Source organism: Sulfitobacter sp. 1A10359 (assembly GCF_043558145.1).
Classification (GTDB): Bacteria; Pseudomonadota; Alphaproteobacteria; order Rhodobacterales; family Rhodobacteraceae; genus Sulfitobacter; species Sulfitobacter faviae.
Genome location: NZ_JBIFGB010000003.1, coordinates 246,246 through 261,708 on the forward strand (window position 1 = coordinate 246,246; position 15,463 = coordinate 261,708).

Below are 15,463 nucleotides of genomic sequence, written 5' to 3' on the forward strand. Positions count from 1 at the left end.
AAGTGCGACATGCCATATTATTGCCAATATGCTCTGGCATTTTAATTAAATTACAATGCACAAGTCATGCTATAGTTTTAAGCATGTCCGCTTCGGGGCGAGGAATTCCAAGTGTCGTCAAAGCCATTTACCAAGCGTACCGCCGCCACATTTTTTCTGGGCACTGCCATTTCCGGCAGCTGGTACACCGCAACATCCGCAATTTTCGCGGGCCAAATGGGGGAGGTTATCCCCGTCGTCGGTGCGATCATTCTGGCGGGGCTCACGCCCTTTGCCGCGCCCGCATTGCAAGCAAACCCGCAGTCTCCTGCCGATAATTCAGATATGGAACAAAGGCTAAAGGCGTTCGACAGCCATGCCATTGTGAATATCGTTGATACGGGCGGGATGCTGGAACAGGTCAACGACCGTTTCATCGAACTGACGGGCTACACCCGCGATCAATTGATCGGCCAGCCTGTGTCGATGCTTTACCAAGAAGAGTTTCGCGAACTTGCCGAAGAGATCCGTGCCACCCTGATGGCAGGCAAGACGTGGCAGGGCGAAACCCCGCTGCGCTGCGCCGATGGCCGGGTGATCCAGACGCAGTGCACCGTGATGCCACTTTTCGACAAAAAGGGCGCTTGGGCCGGGTCGATCTCGGCCCGTACCGATGTGACCCATGCCAACGAACTTCTGGCCGAACGCGACACGGCGGAAACGCTTTATGAGTTGCGCGATGACATCTGGATCGTCGACGCCGAGACAGAGCGCTTCAGCTATATGAACCGCGTCGCCATGAGCCGCACTGGCTGGAGCAAGGACAGCTACCGCACGCAAACGCTCGAAACCCTGACCGAGGAAAGCGACAACCCGGCCCTGCTGGACGCCTGCCGCGCTCTGAAAAAGTCGGGCAAAGCGATGACGCAGTTCGACACGCAACTGTTTGGCAACCATTTCCAAGTTACGATCAAGCTGCTGCCCACCGGCGGGGCGGCGGGGCGGTTCCTGATCATGCTGCATGACATTTCGGATATCATCAATGAAGAGCGGATGAAGTCGGAGTTCATCTCAATGGTCAGTCACGAGCTACGTTCGCCCCTGACTTCGATCAAAGGCTCCATGGGGCTGCTCTTGTCGCGGGCGGCGGGCGAATTGCCCAGCAAGGCGCGTGCCTTGCTGGAGATCTCTCACCGCAACGCCGACCGGCTTGTGCTGATCATCAACGACATCCTCGATCTTGAGAAAATCGCCAACGGGCGGTTGGAATTCAATCTTGAAGAAGTCGATATTGCGGAACTACTTCACGAAACCAGCGCCGCCAATGCCTCACTCGAACAGCGCCATGGCGTGCGCATTCAGGTCGAGGGGACGGAGGACTTGAACAAGGTCACCACGGACCCGAACCGGGTCATTCAGGTGCTGACGAACTTCCTGTCGAACGCCGCCAAATTTTCCAAACCTGGGGAGCGTGTGACCATCCGCGCCGAAGAGAATGACGACGAATTGCGCATCTCCGTGGCGGACCGTGGCCCCGGCATTCCGGCTTCCGAGCAGCACAAGGTGTTCCAGCGGTTTGCCGATCTGTCCAATTCCAACCGGGCCGACAAAGGCGGCACCGGGCTGGGCCTTAGCGTTTGCAAAGCCATCGTCGAGAATCTCGGCGGTAAAATAGGTTTTGACAGCCGTGAGGGATTTGGTACGACATTTTACTTTACCCTGCCGAAGAAAAATTCTCAGGTAGCGGCAGAGGAACCGGCCGCGTTGCTGCGCGAAGCCTCCTAGAGAGAGTATGGAATGATCAAACTGCTGCACGTCGAGGATGACGCCGATATTCGTGAAATCGCGCTGATGGCGCTTGAGCTGAGCGGCGATTTTGATGTCGTCCAATGCGAGACCGGGGAAGCGGCGCTGAATCAGGTTCAGTCCTACACGCCCGATGTGATCCTGCTCGATATGATGATGCCCGGCATGACCGGTCGCCAGACGCTTGAGAAGATGCGCGAGATGGAGAGCCTGCGCGACGTGCCCGCGATCTTCATGACCGCCCGCGCCCAGCATAACGAGATCGAAGAGCTTCGTGATCTGGGGGCGGCTGACGTGATCAGCAAACCCTTCGATCCAATCTCGCTGGCGGATCAGGTCAAGGCGGCAATGCAAGCAGGCTAAGCCGACTTGCCTTTGGCCTGCCCTTCCGGGCGGGTTTGCGGTAAATTGTCAGTAAGTTTTGGACCGGCTCAATACCGGTCACCGCGCCCTTAGGCGTGGGCGTCGATTTCGTGCCGGCAATGGGCGACGAACCCATCCAGTTCCGAGATGATCTCGATCGGGCAATCCGCGTGATTGGCGCGCGGCCCGGCCAGATGCTCGACAATCTGCGTTTCGCACTTGCGCGCCAGACGGCCCAGCTCTTCGAAGCCGAGCGACCCGGCGCTGCCCGCGATCTGGTGCAGAATGGCCTGCGCGCTGGACAGATTGCTTTTGATTTCGTCTACGGTGGTCCCGTCCCAGGCGGCCAACCCATGGGTTGCGATCAGCGTCTGACGCTCGTCCAGCATTTCGACAAAGCGCTGCCTGATGCGCTCTATGCCGGGAAGTTCCGCTAACATTTTAGTCATGCCTGTTGATCATTCTGCCAAAAATCATTGAGCGATCTCGTATGCGCCTCACTGGCGGCTTCTGCACTCGCATGGGCCTGCGCCAGCGCATCCATGACGGAATTGCCGCTCTTCCAGATCAGCCGCACGGCCTCTCCCGCGCTGACACGCGGGTGAACACGCTCGCCATTATTGTCGAACAATTCGGTTTGAGACAACTCAAAGTTAACCGCATCCATCAAACCGCCCATATTCGGGCGCCAGCCGCTCTCCGTGACACATACGAAAGTGCCATTGCCCGCGTAGGACATCAGCACCTGATGATCGACGAGCGTATCGGACAGGATTTCGGCCACATCGGAGACAAGGCTATAGAACTCGAAAGAGGTCATCGTCGCGTGGAAAGCATCGACCTCGCGGATGGTGAAGGCAAAGGCGGTGGAGCCGAAAAGCGCGCTGCGCGACAGTTGGGCGACGTAGTTCTCCATCGCGGTATAGTCGATCACATTGTCCACGTCATAGATCGGGACCGGCTCGAACAGCTCCATATGCGTCGCCTGATCGGCGATGGTCTTGGCGGCGAAAATCTTCTTGGTCCGCTGCTGACGCTCTTTCACCATGCCTTCGACCAGCCCGATGCGGGCCTTGAGTTCGGCAATCTCGAAAGGCTTGGTCACATAGTCGGTCGCCCCGGCGGCAAAGGCCGCGTCGATATAGCGTTTGTCGGACATCGCGGTGAGCATCAGGATCGGCGTATCGGCATGGCGCGCCGAATTGCGGATGTGCTGCGCCAGTTCGATCCCATCCATGCCCGGCATCTGAATATCCAGCATGAAGCAATCAATCGGCCCGAGGTTGGGGTCACCCAACATATCAACCGCATGCAGAGCCGATGGGGCGGTCGTCAGGTCATGCGCGCCGATGATCTCTACAAATTGCCCAAGCAATTCGAGGATAATCGGATCGTCATCCACCGCCAGAATTCTCATTACATCTCTCCACAGATAAAAATCTTTGGGCCCCAAACTGGACGGACCGCTGCTTTCTTCTAATTTCCCTGGGAACTGTGGCCTAATTTTGGCGAATTCTTAGTAAATAGGCGACAAACCGGGGCACTGTTTCCATATCGGGGGAATTTGGCCCGATAAACGGCCTTGTTTACCGTTTTTTCATTTCTGATCGGTCTAGCCGCGGCACCTCTCGCGGGGTGTGATTCCCTCCAATGCAAACGGCCCGACGTTTCCGCCGGGCCGCTCCAGTGTCTCGTAGATTTGAGCCTTAGCCCAAGGTCGCCTTGATCGCGTCGGCGGTCACCCCCACGACCTTGTCCGCTTCTTCGCGGGTCAGGCAGAAGGGCGGCGCGAAACCGATGATGTCGCCTTGGGGCATGGCGCGGGCGATGACACCGGCCTTGACCATATCGCCGACGATGGTCGGCACCACTTTGCGCGCCGGATCAAAGGGCGTGCGGCCATCGCGGTCTTCGACCAGCTCCACGGCGCAGAGCATGCCTTCGCCCCGGATGTCGCCCACCTTGGGGTGATCGCCCAATGCCGCCTTCATCTGCGCATTCAGATAGCCGCCCACGTCCGAGGCATTCCCGATCAGCTTCAGATCGTCGATCAGCTTGAGGTTCGCGATCCCCGCAGCCGCGCCGATGGGGTGGGCCGAATAGGTCCAGCCGTGGCCGATTGGGCCGTTTTCATCGGTGCCCTGCTCCAGCACCTTCCACATCTTGTCGCCCACGATGGAGCCCGACAGCGGCGCATAGGCCGAGGTCAGCCCCTTGGCGATGGTGATCAGGTCAGGCTTCATCCCGTAGTGATCCGAGCCGAACATCGACCCCAGACGGCCAAAGCCGGTGACAACCTCATCCGCGACCAGCAGGATGTCATGCTTGTTCAGCACCTCTTGCACGGCGGCCCAATAGCCCTCTGGCGGCGGCACGATGCCCCCGGTGCCCAGAACCGGCTCACCGATGAAGGCCGCGATGGTGTCGGCGCCTTCGCGTTCGATCAGTGCTTCCAACTCGCCCACCAGATGCGCGGTGAATTCCGCTTCGCTCATGTTGGCGTCGGGGCGGCGGTAGTAATAGGGCGCATCGGTGTGAACCACCTGCGCCAGCGGCAGGTCGAATTTCTTGTGAAACAGCTCCAACCCGGTCAGCGAGCCGGTCACCAGCCCCGAGCCGTGATAGCCACGCCAGCGCGAGATGATCTTTTTCTTCTCGGGGCGGCCAAGGATGTTGTTGTAATACCAGATCAGCTTGACGTTCGTCTCATTCGCGTCCGAGCCACCAAGGCCGAAATAAACCTTGCTCATGCCTTCGGGCGCGCGGTCGAGGATCATCTTGGACAGGGTGATGCTCGCCTCAGTGCCATGGCCGACGTAGGAGTGGTAATAGGCAAGTTCATGCGCCTGCTCGGCAATCGCCTCGGCAATCTCGGTGCGTCCATAGCCCACGTTCACGCAGTAGAGACCCGCGAAAGCGTCGAGCAATTCGTTGCCGTCGCGGTCGGTGATATGGCTGCCCTTGGCGGTCTTGATCACACGGGTCGGGCTTTCGCCACGCGCGTGCTGCGCCAGATGAGTGGAGGGGTGAAAGAAATTTTCACGGTCCCATTGTTCGAGCATATCGTTCTTCAGCATTGGTCTTTCCTTTCTACCGGCGCGGCTTTGCGCCGTATCTTTCAAATCTTAGGCCCAGTCACGGCAGACGTATTTGACTTCCGTAAAGGCTTCGAGCCCCAGCCGCGATCCTTCGCGCCCGATCCCCGATTGTTTCGTCCCGCCAAAGGGGATCGGCGCGCCGGTCACCTTGGTGCGGTTCACCGCCACCATGCCGAAACTGAGCGCCCGGCTGGCGCGGTAGATGCGGCGCGGGTCTTGGCTGTGGACATAGGCCACCAACCCATACTCCGTGTCATTGGCCCGCTGGATCGCCTCATCCTCGCTGTCGAAAGCCGCGATGGCGGCCACGGGGCCAAAGGTTTCCTCGCGCATGATCAGCGCATCGGGCGGCACGTCCGCCAGCACCGTCGGCTCAAAGAACAACGGCCCCGCCGCGTGACGCTTGCCACCACAAAGCAGCCGCGCCCCACGGTCAAGCGCATCTTTGACGTGTTCCTCTTGTTTGGCCACGGCCTTTTCGTTCATCAACGGGCCGATGTCGGGGTCATCCGCGCCGATGCCGACGGTGAGCGCTTCGGTCGCGGCGGTGAAACGCGCGCAGAAGGTGGCATAGCTGTCGCGGGCAATGAAGAAGCGGTTCGCGCCGAGGCAGTCCTGACCGGAAGTGGCGAACTTAGCCTTGATCGCCTCTTCGACGGCGCGGTCCATATCGGCATCATCGAACATGATGAAAGGCGCATGGCCGCCGAGTTCGAGCACCAGACGTTTCACGCTGTCCGATGCCTGACGGTACAGGAGCTTGCCGATCTCGGTGGAGCCGGTGAAAGAGATGGCCCGCACGCGGGTGTCTTCCATCCACGATTTCACGATCTCGGGCGCCTCCCCGGTGACGACGTTGAACACCCCCTTGGGCAGCCCTGCCTGTTCGCCCAATTCGGCCAGCGCCAGCGCCGAGAATGGCGTCTCTGCCGAAGGATGCGCCACCACGGTGCAGCCCGCCGCCAGCGCCGCGCCCGCCTTGCGGGTCAGCATGGCAGAAGGGAAGTTCCACGGCGTGATGAGGGCGGCCACGCCCACCGGCTCGCGCCAGATTTCCACCTCGGCATCTGGCAAATGCGAGGTGACGCCTTCGATGTTCGGGCGACGCGCCTCTTCGGAATAGAACTCAAAGAAAGAGGCCGCATAGTCAATCTCGCCGCGCGACTCGGAGATAGGTTTGCCCTGTTCGGCGGTCATGATCCGCGCCAGATCCTCGCGGTTCTCTAGCATCAGGTCGCGCCAGCGGCGCAGGATCGCGCCGCGCTCTTGCGGCAGGAGGCCCGACCAATGGGGAAATGCGGCATGGGCGGCATCCACCGCGCCGCGGCTGTCCTCGGCGCTAAGCTTGGCCACCGCGCCCAGCACCGCGCCGCTGGCCGGATCGGTCACGTTGAAATCATCGCTCTGCGCCCCCGCAACCCATGCGCCATCGACATAGGCAAAGTGGCGGGCCAGCGCGCCCCGCGTCAGCGCGGGCAGACCGTCGGCGGGGGTTGGGATCATCTTGGTCATCGGGCACCTCCTTGGGATGAATTGCCCCGAAGGTAAGGCAGGATGCGGCGCGGGTTTGACCGAATATCAGCCGATCGGCAGGAGGTTTTGCGGCGCGGCCCCCTGCCCGCTGGAAAAACTACGGCGGCTCAGCTTTCGCCCTCAGGCAGCAGCAGCGACAGGGGCAACGGTGCCGATTTAACCGATTTGGTGACGACATAGGTAAAGTAGCGGCTCAGCCCGGCCTGCTGGTCCAACAGCGCGTCCATTAGACGTTGGTAGCTGTCGATGTCGCGGGTGACGACCTGTAGCAGATAGTCAAAGCCGCCGCCCAAGGCCCAGCACTGCACGATCTCATCATGCTGCGCGATCACGGCCTCGAAACGCTGAAACGCCTCGGCCCGGTGGTTGCCCAATTCGGCCTGCACAAAAACGGTGACATGCGGAGCGATGCGGCGCAGGGCGACATGAGCCTGATAGCCGGTGATGATGCCCGCAGCCTCCAACCGCGACAGCCGTTCGCCGCAGGCGGTGGGGCTAAGATTAACCTTGTCGGCAAGCGCAGATTTGGCGATGCGCCCCTCGCGAGAGAGGATCGACAGCACCGCGATATCGCGCTTATCGAGTTTGACAAAGCTCATATCCGCTTCATGCGAGCGCATGCCGGACTTGTCAATTGTCATGATTGTGGTGATCATCGAGATCATGACAAAATGGCGCCCAGACCCCGGATCCCTGACCCGCCCTGCCTATCGTTCACTCGTTCAGGCGATTGAAACGGCGATACAGAACGGCGTGCTCAAACCCGGAGACCGCCTGCCGACGCAGCGCCAGATGGCCTTTGACCTGTCGCTGAGCGTGCAGACCGTCAGCCGCGCCTATGACAAGCTGGTTGAGGCGGGCAAGATCGTCGGTGAGGTGGGCCGCGGCACTTTCGTGCGCGCGGCGAGCGATGAGATCTCCATGCCCTTCGTCAGCCGCAAGGCCGCCGGGCGGCTGTTGGATATGTCGATCCTGAAACCTGTACTGGATCACGCCCATGAAGAGGCGATGCAAAAGACGCTCCGTGCCATGGCCCGCTCCCTGCCCCGCGCGATGATGGGCGGGTTTCGCCAAGACCTCCGCGCCGGGGACAGCAGCAGCGCAGTGCGGCGCTGGCTCTCGCTCTGTGGGCTGGATCTGGAGGGGATGGCGGTGATCCCCACCAACGGCAGCACCAGCGCCATGACTGTGGCGATGATGACGGCAGCGCAACCAGGCGATCTGGTCGTCAGCGAAGACATCGGCCATCACACCCTGCGCCCCCTCGCCCGTTTTTTGGGCATCCGCCTGCAAGGGGTGACCGTCGACGCGGGCGGCATTTGCCCCGAAGCGCTGGAGCGGATCTGCGCGAAAGAACCGGTGAAGGCCGTCTATCTGATCCCCAATGGGGCCAATCCGCTGGCCTTTACCATGACCGAAAGCCGCCGCGCTGCGGTGATCGAGGTGGCAAGACGCCATGACCTGCTGATCATCGAAAACCAATCATGGGGGCCGCTGCAAGACGCGCCGCCGCCGCCAATGGCGGCCATGGCCCCGGAAAGGGTGCTCTATTTCACCAGCCTCACCAAATGTCTGCTGCCAGGGCTGCGGGTCGGCTATCTGGTGGTGCCGGATCACCTTGGAGCCTCGGCGGCCAACCGGCATATGGTGACCAGTTGGATGGCCACCAATATGATGACCGAGATCGCCGGGCGCTGGATCGAAGAAGGCACCGCCGAAACCCTGCTCAACCGTCAGCAATTGGCCCTGCGCGACCGCGCTGATTTCGCCGCCAATGTGTTTCGCGGCCTCGACATGCGGACCAGTTCGAACGGGCTGCACCTCTGGCTGCCCTGTCATGACATTTACGAAGAGGCCGAACTGGTCAAATCCATCCGCGAAAGCGGGGTCGCCGTGGCCAATGGGGCCAGTTTCGCCATCGGCCCACCAGACCGCCACCCGGGGCTTCGCGTCTCGATCGGGGGGCAATCCTTTCCCGAATTCGCCCGGGGGATTCGCATGATCGATGCAAGATTACGCAACAGGGGTAGGGCGGAATGACTGTGAGAGCGCCTCAAATTGTCATGGATCAATATTCACATTGACATGATTGGGATCGGTTTAAATGATCTAGCAGTCAGGACATTAGTTTCGCTGCGGCCTTTGTGCTGCGCGGGCAATAAATGAAAGGGAGACAGATGGCTAATTTCAAGACCGTTATCACCGGGGGTATCCTCGCAGCCGTGACAAGCGTCGCAGGCGCGGCCTCCGCCGACACTTGGCGCTATGCATTTGAAGAGGCCCTGGACGAGGTGCAGGGCAAATACGCCCAGAAATTCAAGGAAGAAGTCGAAGCGAACTCCGACCACGAAGTGCAGCTTTTTCCCTATGGCACATTGGGTGAATCCGTTGACACGATGGAACAGGCGCAGGCCGGTATCCTTCAGTTCGTGGATCAATCCCCCGGCTTCACCGGCGCGCTGATCCCCGAGGCGCAGGTCTTCTTCGTGCCCTACCTGCTGCCGCAGGACGACGAGGAACTGTTCGAGTTCTTCCGCAGTTCCAAGGCCATCAACGAGATGTTCCCCGAGCTTTATGCAGAGCAGGGTCTGGAACTGCTCAAGATGTTCCCCGAGGGCGACGTCTGCATGACCACGCAAGAGCCGGTCAAAACGCCCGAGGACCTCAACGAAGTCAAGTTCCGCGTCATGACCAACCCGCTCTTGGTCGAAAGCTACAAAGCCTTCGGCGCGACCCCGACACCGCTGCCATGGGGCGAAGTCTATGGCGCGATGCAGACCGGCATCATCCAAGGTCAGGAAAACCCCGGCTTCTATCTGGAATCCACCAAGATGTATGAGGTGACCGAGGTCATCACCTGCATCGGCCACAACAACTTCACCACCGCTGTGATGGCCAACAAGGATTTCTACGACGGCCTGTCCGATGCGGACAAAGAGGTGGTTCAGAACGCCTCTGACGCGGCATTCGAATACATCCTCGAATACCAGTCCGGCCTGCAGGAAAAGTCGCTGGATAACATCGCCAAGGCGAAGCCCGACATGCAGATCAACATCCTGTCCGAAGAAGAGCGTCAGCCCTTCAAAGACAAGGCCGCATCGGTCGAAGAAGCCTTCATCGAAATGACAGGCGACAGCGGCAAGGAAATCCTTGAGCAATTCAAGGCAGACCTTGAAGCCGTCAAGTAAATACCTTTCTCACCCTCCGGCATCGCCGGGGGGTGACCTTATTTTGACGCGATCCATTTGAACCATCTACGGGATGACGCCGGTGACGGAAGACAACCACAGTTCGCAACTGCAATCTCAGACAGATACCACCGGCACCGATGACGCCCCCGTGGGCACCTATAAATCCACCCTCCCCGGCCCTCTGGGCACGATCGACAACGCGATCAGCTGGCTTGAGTCCGTAATGCTCGCCGCTGGTGTCTTGTTGATGGCCGCCAATACAATTGCCAATGTGGTGGGCCGTTTCGTCTTTCAAAGCTCGATCTTCTTTTCCGAAGAACTGAACAGCGTTCTGATCATTCTCATCACCTTTGCGGGCATCTCCTATGCCGCGCGGCATGGGCGGCATATCCGCATGTCGGCGATTTTCGACGCCCTGCCCCCGCGCCCCCGCAAAGTGCTGATGATCTTTATCGCCTTCGTCACCGCCGTCTTCATGTTCGGCCTTGCTTGGTACGCATTGCAATACATCATGACCCAAGCCGGACGCGGCCGCCTGCTGCCCGCGCTGCAAGTGCCGGTCTGGTGGACACTGGTCTGGGTGCCTTTCGGCTTTTTCATGACCGGGCTGCAATACCTGCTGACAGCGATCAAAAACATCATCGAACCAGATATCTACCTGTCGACCAGCGTTCTCGAAGGCTACGACGACAACGAGCGGGAGGTCTGAGCCATGGCCGTCACCATTTTCTCTGTCATGGTCGTTCTGTTGCTGCTCGGCTTTCCCATGATGATCCCGCTGATCGTCGGCGCGTTTGTCGGTTTCTATTCCCTCTTCGGCGGCTTTGGCCAGCTTGAGACGATGGTGCAGCAGATGATGGCGGGGGTGCGTCCCGCCTCGCTGATCGCCGTGCCGATGTTCATCTTTGCCGCCGACATCATGACGCGCGGCCAATCCGCCGGGCGGCTGATCGATATGGTGATGTCCTTCGTCGGCCATATGAAGGGCGGTCTCGCGGTCGCCACTGCCGCGGCCTGCACCATGTTCGGCGCGGTCTCGGGCTCCACTCAGGCGACGGTCGTCGCCGTCGGCTCGCCGCTGCGGCCCCGGATGCTCAAGGCGGGCTACAAAGACAGTTTCGTGCTGGCGCTGATCGTGAACTCCTCCGATATCGCCTTCCTGATTCCGCCCTCCATCGGGATGATCATCTACGGCGTCGTCTCCAACACGTCCATTGCCGAACTCTTCATCGCGGGCATCGGGCCGGGGCTGCTGATCCTCGCGCTCTTCTCGGTCTATTCCGTGATCTACGCCTACCGCCACAACGTCCCCACCGAAGAGAAAGCGACATGGGGCGAGCGTTTCCGCGCGGTGCGTCAAGCGCTCTGGCCCCTGGGCTTCCCGGCGATCATCATCGGCGGCATCTACGGCGGTGTCTTCTCCCCGACCGAGGCGGCGGCGGCCTGCGTGCTCTATGCCATTTTCCTTGAGATGATCGTCTTTCGGGAAATCGACTTTGCCGGCATCTATGAGACCGCGAAATCGACCGGGCTGATTACCGCCGTGGTCTTCATCCTCGTCGCGGCGGGTGCGGCATTCTCTTGGGTGATCTCCTTCGCGCAGATTCCCCAAGCGGTGCTGACCGGCATCGGGATCGACAGCATGGGGCCGATTGGCGTGCTCTTCGTGATCTCGGCGGCCTTCTTCATCGGCTGTATGTTCGTGGACCCCATCGTCGTGATCCTCGTCTTCGTGCCGATCTTCGCACCGGTGGTGGACTCGGTCGGCCTCGACCCGGTGCTGGTCGGCACCGTCATCACGTTGCAAGTCGCCATCGGCTCGGCCACGCCGCCCTTTGGCTGTGACATCTTCACCGCCATCGCGGTCTTCAAACGGCCCTATATGGAGGTCATCCGCGGCACCCCGCCCTTCATCATCATGCTGCTGAGCGTCTCGGTTGCCCTGATCTTTTTCCCGCAAATCGCCCTGTTCCTGCGCGATCTGGCCTTTGCGAAATAAGAGGAGAGCGTCATGTTCACCCATATCCTCGCCCCCTATGACGGCTCGGTGAATGCCGACCGCGCACTGATGAAGGCGGCAGAGATGGCCAATCTGACCGGGGCGAAGGTGACGCTGCTGACGATCTACCGGCATCATTCGATGCTGGAGGCGTCGCTGTCGATGGTGCGGGTGAACGATCCGGGCAATATCGACGACGCGATGCAGGCCCATGCGACCGAGATCATCACCCACGGCAAGCAACTAATGAAAGACGCGGGCGTCGAGAATGTCCGCGCCTTCGTCCGCTCTGGCCGCCCCGCGCGGGCGGTGACGGAATTTGCCAAGAAACATGAGGTCGATCTTATCGTCATCGGGTCACGCGGCCTAGGCGCCACGGGCGACAGCTACCTCTTGGGCTCGGTCTCTCACAAGGTTACGGGGCTCGCGAAATGCCCCGTGCTTGTCGTCTAGGTCAAAGGAATATTCAGGTGACACCTCCTGTGCAAAGCGAGACGCTTGATTGCCGTTTGCGTGAAGATGACCCCGTGCGGCTGGGGGCGATGCTGCTGTCGACCGACATGACCTTTGAACGCGACGCCGCGCGGCTGATCGACCCGGCGCAGGCGGCGCTGCATGTGGCGCGGATCGCCTTTGAGAACCCCACCACCCCCGAACGGCTGCGGGCCATGACCCCCGATATGGCGCGCACGGCGGCGCTTTTGGTGCCGGGCATCCAGCTGTCGGCCATCGCCTTTTGCTGCACCTCGGCCTCGGTCGCCATCGGCAACCCGGCCGTGCGCGAGGCGATTGGCGAGGGGCTGCCCGGCGTGCCCGTCATCACCCCCGCCTCTGCCGCCATCGCAGGCTTTGCCGCGCTTGGCGTGACGCGGGTGGCGATGCTGACCCCCTATCTGCCGGAAACCGCCGCGCCGCTGGCCACCTATTTCAACGATCAGGGGCTAGAGGTCATGCGCAACGGGGCCTTCGCATTGGAAGACGACCGCGACATGGCGCGGATTGACGACGAAAGCATCATAAACGGCGCCGCTGCGCTGGATGGCGCGGAAGTAGAGGCATTTTTCCTCTCCTGCACCTCCCTGCGCGGCGTCGACGTGATCGACCGGATCGAAACACGGCTGGGCAAGCCCGTCGTGACCTCTAACCAAGCGCTGTGCTGGGCGTTGCAGCGGATGGGCGGGCTTTCGGGCCGCCCCGATGGCTATGGCCGTCTGTTCGACTGCGACATGCCAAGCGCCCATGCACAAGGCATCATTCCGTGATCCCGGCCCCTCTGGCCGGATCGCATTATTCGGGTAACCAGACATGAAAGGGGCTGGCCTATGACCACTTATGAGGCGAATTTTACAAACAGCGAGTACCAGCGCCGGGTCGACCGAACGCGCAAGACCATGGCCGCGCGCAATCTCGATGCCATCGTCGTCAGCGATCCGTCGAACATGTCTTGGCTCTCGGGTTATGACGGTTGGTCCTTCTATGTTTACCAAGCGGTGATCCTGACCCATGAGGGCGAGCCGGTCTGGTGGGGCCGCGGCATGGATGCGCTTGGCGCCCGGCGGACGGTCTTCATGGAGGACGACTGCATTCGCGGCTATGACGATACCTACGTCCAGAACCCCGAAAAACACCCGATGGAAGACCTCTCAACCCTCTTGAGCGAGATGGGGTTGGAGCAGGCGCGCATCGGCGTCGAGATGGACAACTACTATTACTCCGCCCGCGCCCATGACACGCTCAAGGCCAAACTGCCCAAGGCGACCTTCTTGGATGCCACCGCGCTGGTGAACTGGGAACGCGCGGTGAAATCCGAGCGCGAGATCGAGTATATGGAACGCGCTGCGCGCATCGTCGAGGAAATGCACGTTCGCATCCTCGAAGTCGCCGTGCCCGGCATGCGCAAGAACGATCTGGTGGCCGAGATCTATGCCACCGGCATTCGCGGCGCGCAGGGGTTCTGGGGCGATTACCCGGCCATCGTGCCAATGGCCCCCTCGGGCATGGACGCCACCGCCCCGCATCTGACATGGGACGACCGGCCCATGCAGCCCAATGAGGCGACGTTCTTTGAGATCGCAGGCGCGCATCGACGCTACCAATGCCCCCAGTCGCGCACGCTGTTCTTTGGCGATGTGCCGCAGAAATACCGCGACGCGGAAAGCGCCGTGCTGGATGCGATTGACGCAGGTCTCGAACAGGCCAAACCCGGCAACCGGGCCGAGGATATCGCCAATGCTTTTAACGCCACGCTGAACAAGGCGGGATTCGAAAAGGACAGCCGCTGCGGCTATGCCATCGGCATCAGCTACCCGCCGGACTGGGGGGAGCGCACCATCTCTTTCCGCCGTGGCGACAAGACGATCCTAGAGCCCGGTATGACCTTCCATTTCATGCCCGCGCTTTGGCTCGACGATGGCGGGCTTGAGATCACCGAGCCGATCCGAATTACCGAGACCGGCCACGAATGTTTCTGCACCACACCGCGAAAGTTGTTTGTTTCCGCATGACCAGCAATCCCATCACCCCGACCATCCCGCTCGACCAACCCGGCGCCCATCACGGTTTCCTGCGCCTGCCCTACAGCCGCGACGACAGCGCTTGGGGGTCCGTGATGATCCCCATCACCGTCATCAATGGCGGCGACGGCCCCACGGCGCTGCTCACCGGCGGCAACCACGGCGATGAATACGAAGGCCCGATTGCCTTGCAGGAACTGGCCGCCACGCTGGATCCGGCGCAGGTCTCGGGCCGCATCATCATCCTGCCGATGATGAACCAACCTGCCTTTGCCGCAGGCCGCCGCTGTTCGCCCATCGACGGGGGCAATATGAACCGCAGCTTTCCGGGTAGCCCCGGGGGCACGGTGACCCAGAAGATCGCGCATTACATCGCCACCGAACTGGTGCCGCTGGCCGATATTGTGCTGGATTACCACTCCGGCGGGCGGACGCTGGATTTCCTGCCCTTCGCCGCCGCGCATATCCTGCCCGACAAGCGGCAAGAGGCCGCCTGCATGGCCGCGATGGAGGCCTTCAACGCGCCTTACTCCATGAAGATGCTAGAGATCGACAACCGCGGCATGTTCGACACCGAGGTCGAGGAGCAGGGCAAGGTTTTTGTCACCACCGAACTCGGCGGTGCTGGCACATCGACAGCCAAGAGCATCGCCGTCGCCCGCAAAGGCGCGCGCAATCTGCTGATCCATGCGGGCATTCTGCAAGGGAAGCCGGAGGTGGCCGAAAGCGTGATGCTCGACATGCCCGACGGGCGCTGTTTCACCTTTAGCGAGACCACGGCCCTGCTTGAGCCGCTGGTCGATCTGGGTGACGCGGTGACCGAGGGCCAGCCCATCGCCCGCCTCTGGCCCAGCGACCGCAGCGGTCAGCCAGCGATCCTCGCCCATGCGCAGCTTAGCGGCATCCTGACCGCCCGGCATGTGCCGGGGCTGGTCAAGATGGGCGATTGCATCGGGGTGGTGGCGCAGGTGGTCTGAGCCA

The 15,463-nt window shown here is 61.0% G+C and carries 15 protein-coding genes; 10 read left to right on the forward strand and 5 right to left on the reverse strand.

Going from position 1 to position 15,463, the window contains the following annotated elements:
• The first annotated feature begins 111 nt into the window (after window positions 1-111).
• Entirely contained in the window at window positions 112-1,764 is a 1,653-nt protein-coding gene (locus ACGYK2_RS09610; protein ID WP_271688527.1) for a PAS domain-containing sensor histidine kinase, read from the forward strand.
• A 12-nt stretch (window positions 1,765-1,776) separates the two neighbouring features.
• Window positions 1,777-2,148, forward strand: coding sequence for a response regulator (locus ACGYK2_RS09615; protein ID WP_067261066.1), 372 nt, complete (start codon window positions 1,777-1,779; stop codon window positions 2,146-2,148).
• An 89-nt stretch (window positions 2,149-2,237) separates the two neighbouring features.
• Here the strand turns inward: ACGYK2_RS09615 and ACGYK2_RS09620 are convergent, their stop codons facing one another.
• The 5 genes from ACGYK2_RS09620 to ACGYK2_RS09640 all read right to left on the reverse strand — a co-directional run bounded on the left by ACGYK2_RS09620 (window position 2,238) and on the right by ACGYK2_RS09640 (window position 7,420).
• Entirely contained in the window at window positions 2,238-2,597 is a 360-nt protein-coding gene (locus ACGYK2_RS09620; protein ID WP_271688531.1) for an Hpt domain-containing protein, read from the reverse strand.
• Window positions 2,594-3,565 (reverse strand): PleD family two-component system response regulator, encoded by a 972-nt coding sequence (locus tag ACGYK2_RS09625; RefSeq protein WP_168612990.1) that lies wholly within the window; start codon window positions 3,563-3,565, stop codon window positions 2,594-2,596. The genes ACGYK2_RS09620 and ACGYK2_RS09625 overlap by 4 nt, the downstream gene beginning before the upstream one ends.
• A 289-nt stretch (window positions 3,566-3,854) precedes the next feature.
• Window positions 3,855-5,225, reverse strand: a complete 1,371-nt coding sequence (locus tag ACGYK2_RS09630) for an aspartate aminotransferase family protein (protein WP_271688533.1) — start codon at window positions 5,223-5,225, stop codon at window positions 3,855-3,857.
• A gap of 48 nt (window positions 5,226-5,273) precedes the next feature.
• Window positions 5,274-6,758: an NAD-dependent succinate-semialdehyde dehydrogenase gene (locus tag ACGYK2_RS09635; protein WP_271688535.1), complete on the reverse strand. Its 1,485-nt coding sequence runs from the start codon at window positions 6,756-6,758 to the stop codon at window positions 5,274-5,276.
• A gap of 128 nt (window positions 6,759-6,886) precedes the next feature.
• A complete protein-coding gene (locus ACGYK2_RS09640) occupies window positions 6,887-7,420 on the reverse strand; it encodes an Lrp/AsnC family transcriptional regulator (RefSeq protein WP_271688536.1) in 534 nt (177 codons plus the stop codon).
• 22 nt (window positions 7,421-7,442) lie between these two features.
• Here ACGYK2_RS09640 and ACGYK2_RS09645 point away from each other — a divergent pair, with 22 nt between their 5' ends.
• The 8 genes from ACGYK2_RS09645 (at window position 7,443) to doeB (ending at window position 15,459) form a co-directional block, all read left to right on the forward strand.
• Window positions 7,443-8,819 (forward strand): PLP-dependent aminotransferase family protein, encoded by a 1,377-nt coding sequence (locus tag ACGYK2_RS09645; RefSeq protein ID WP_271688537.1) that lies wholly within the window; start codon window positions 7,443-7,445, stop codon window positions 8,817-8,819.
• Window positions 8,820-8,956: 137 nt separating this feature from the next.
• Window positions 8,957-9,967 (forward strand): TRAP transporter substrate-binding protein DctP, encoded by a 1,011-nt coding sequence (gene dctP, locus ACGYK2_RS09650; RefSeq protein WP_271688539.1) that lies wholly within the window; start codon window positions 8,957-8,959, stop codon window positions 9,965-9,967.
• Window positions 9,968-10,040: 73 nt separating this feature from the next.
• Window positions 10,041-10,679 (forward strand): TRAP transporter small permease, encoded by a 639-nt coding sequence (locus tag ACGYK2_RS09655; protein ID WP_197470835.1) that lies wholly within the window; start codon window positions 10,041-10,043, stop codon window positions 10,677-10,679.
• 3 nt (window positions 10,680-10,682) lie between these two features.
• Entirely contained in the window at window positions 10,683-11,969 is a 1,287-nt protein-coding gene (locus ACGYK2_RS09660; RefSeq protein ID WP_067262546.1) for a TRAP transporter large permease, read from the forward strand.
• Between the two features lie 12 nt (window positions 11,970-11,981).
• Entirely contained in the window at window positions 11,982-12,422 is a 441-nt protein-coding gene (locus tag ACGYK2_RS09665) for a universal stress protein (protein WP_093738578.1), read from the forward strand.
• A gap of 17 nt (window positions 12,423-12,439) precedes the next feature.
• Window positions 12,440-13,231, forward strand: coding sequence for an aspartate/glutamate racemase family protein (locus tag ACGYK2_RS09670; protein ID WP_271688542.1), 792 nt, complete (start codon window positions 12,440-12,442; stop codon window positions 13,229-13,231).
• Window positions 13,232-13,291: 60 nt separating this feature from the next.
• Complete coding sequence (gene doeA, locus ACGYK2_RS09675) at window positions 13,292-14,473, forward strand: ectoine hydrolase DoeA (protein WP_271688544.1); 1,182 nt, start codon at window positions 13,292-13,294, stop codon at window positions 14,471-14,473.
• Entirely contained in the window at window positions 14,470-15,459 is a 990-nt protein-coding gene (doeB, locus tag ACGYK2_RS09680) for a N(2)-acetyl-L-2,4-diaminobutanoate deacetylase DoeB (protein WP_271688546.1), read from the forward strand. Before doeA ends, doeB begins: the two co-directional genes overlap by 4 nt.
• Window positions 15,460-15,463 lie beyond the last annotated feature (4 nt).

Coding starts and splice junctions, on each gene's coding strand:
- ACGYK2_RS09615 (WP_067261066.1), top strand. CDS start 1,777: ATGATCAAACTGCTGCACGTCGAGGATGACGCCGATATTCGTGAAATC.
- ACGYK2_RS09620 (WP_271688531.1), bottom strand. CDS start 2,597: ATGACTAAAATGTTAGCGGAACTTCCCGGCATAGAGCGCATCAGGCAG.
- ACGYK2_RS09625 (WP_168612990.1), bottom strand. CDS start 3,565: ATGAGAATTCTGGCGGTGGATGACGATCCGATTATCCTCGAATTGCTT.
- ACGYK2_RS09630 (WP_271688533.1), bottom strand. CDS start 5,225: ATGCTGAAGAACGATATGCTCGAACAATGGGACCGTGAAAATTTCTTT.
- ACGYK2_RS09635 (WP_271688535.1), bottom strand. CDS start 6,758: ATGACCAAGATGATCCCAACCCCCGCCGACGGTCTGCCCGCGCTGACG.
- ACGYK2_RS09640 (WP_271688536.1), bottom strand. CDS start 7,420: ATGACAATTGACAAGTCCGGCATGCGCTCGCATGAAGCGGATATGAGC.
- ACGYK2_RS09645 (WP_271688537.1), top strand. CDS start 7,443: ATGACAAAATGGCGCCCAGACCCCGGATCCCTGACCCGCCCTGCCTAT.
- dctP (WP_271688539.1), top strand. CDS start 8,957: ATGGCTAATTTCAAGACCGTTATCACCGGGGGTATCCTCGCAGCCGTG.
- ACGYK2_RS09655 (WP_197470835.1), top strand. CDS start 10,041: ATGACGCCGGTGACGGAAGACAACCACAGTTCGCAACTGCAATCTCAG.
- ACGYK2_RS09660 (WP_067262546.1), top strand. CDS start 10,683: ATGGCCGTCACCATTTTCTCTGTCATGGTCGTTCTGTTGCTGCTCGGC.
- ACGYK2_RS09665 (WP_093738578.1), top strand. CDS start 11,982: ATGTTCACCCATATCCTCGCCCCCTATGACGGCTCGGTGAATGCCGAC.
- doeA (WP_271688544.1), top strand. CDS start 13,292: ATGACCACTTATGAGGCGAATTTTACAAACAGCGAGTACCAGCGCCGG.
- doeB (WP_271688546.1), top strand. CDS start 14,470: ATGACCAGCAATCCCATCACCCCGACCATCCCGCTCGACCAACCCGGC.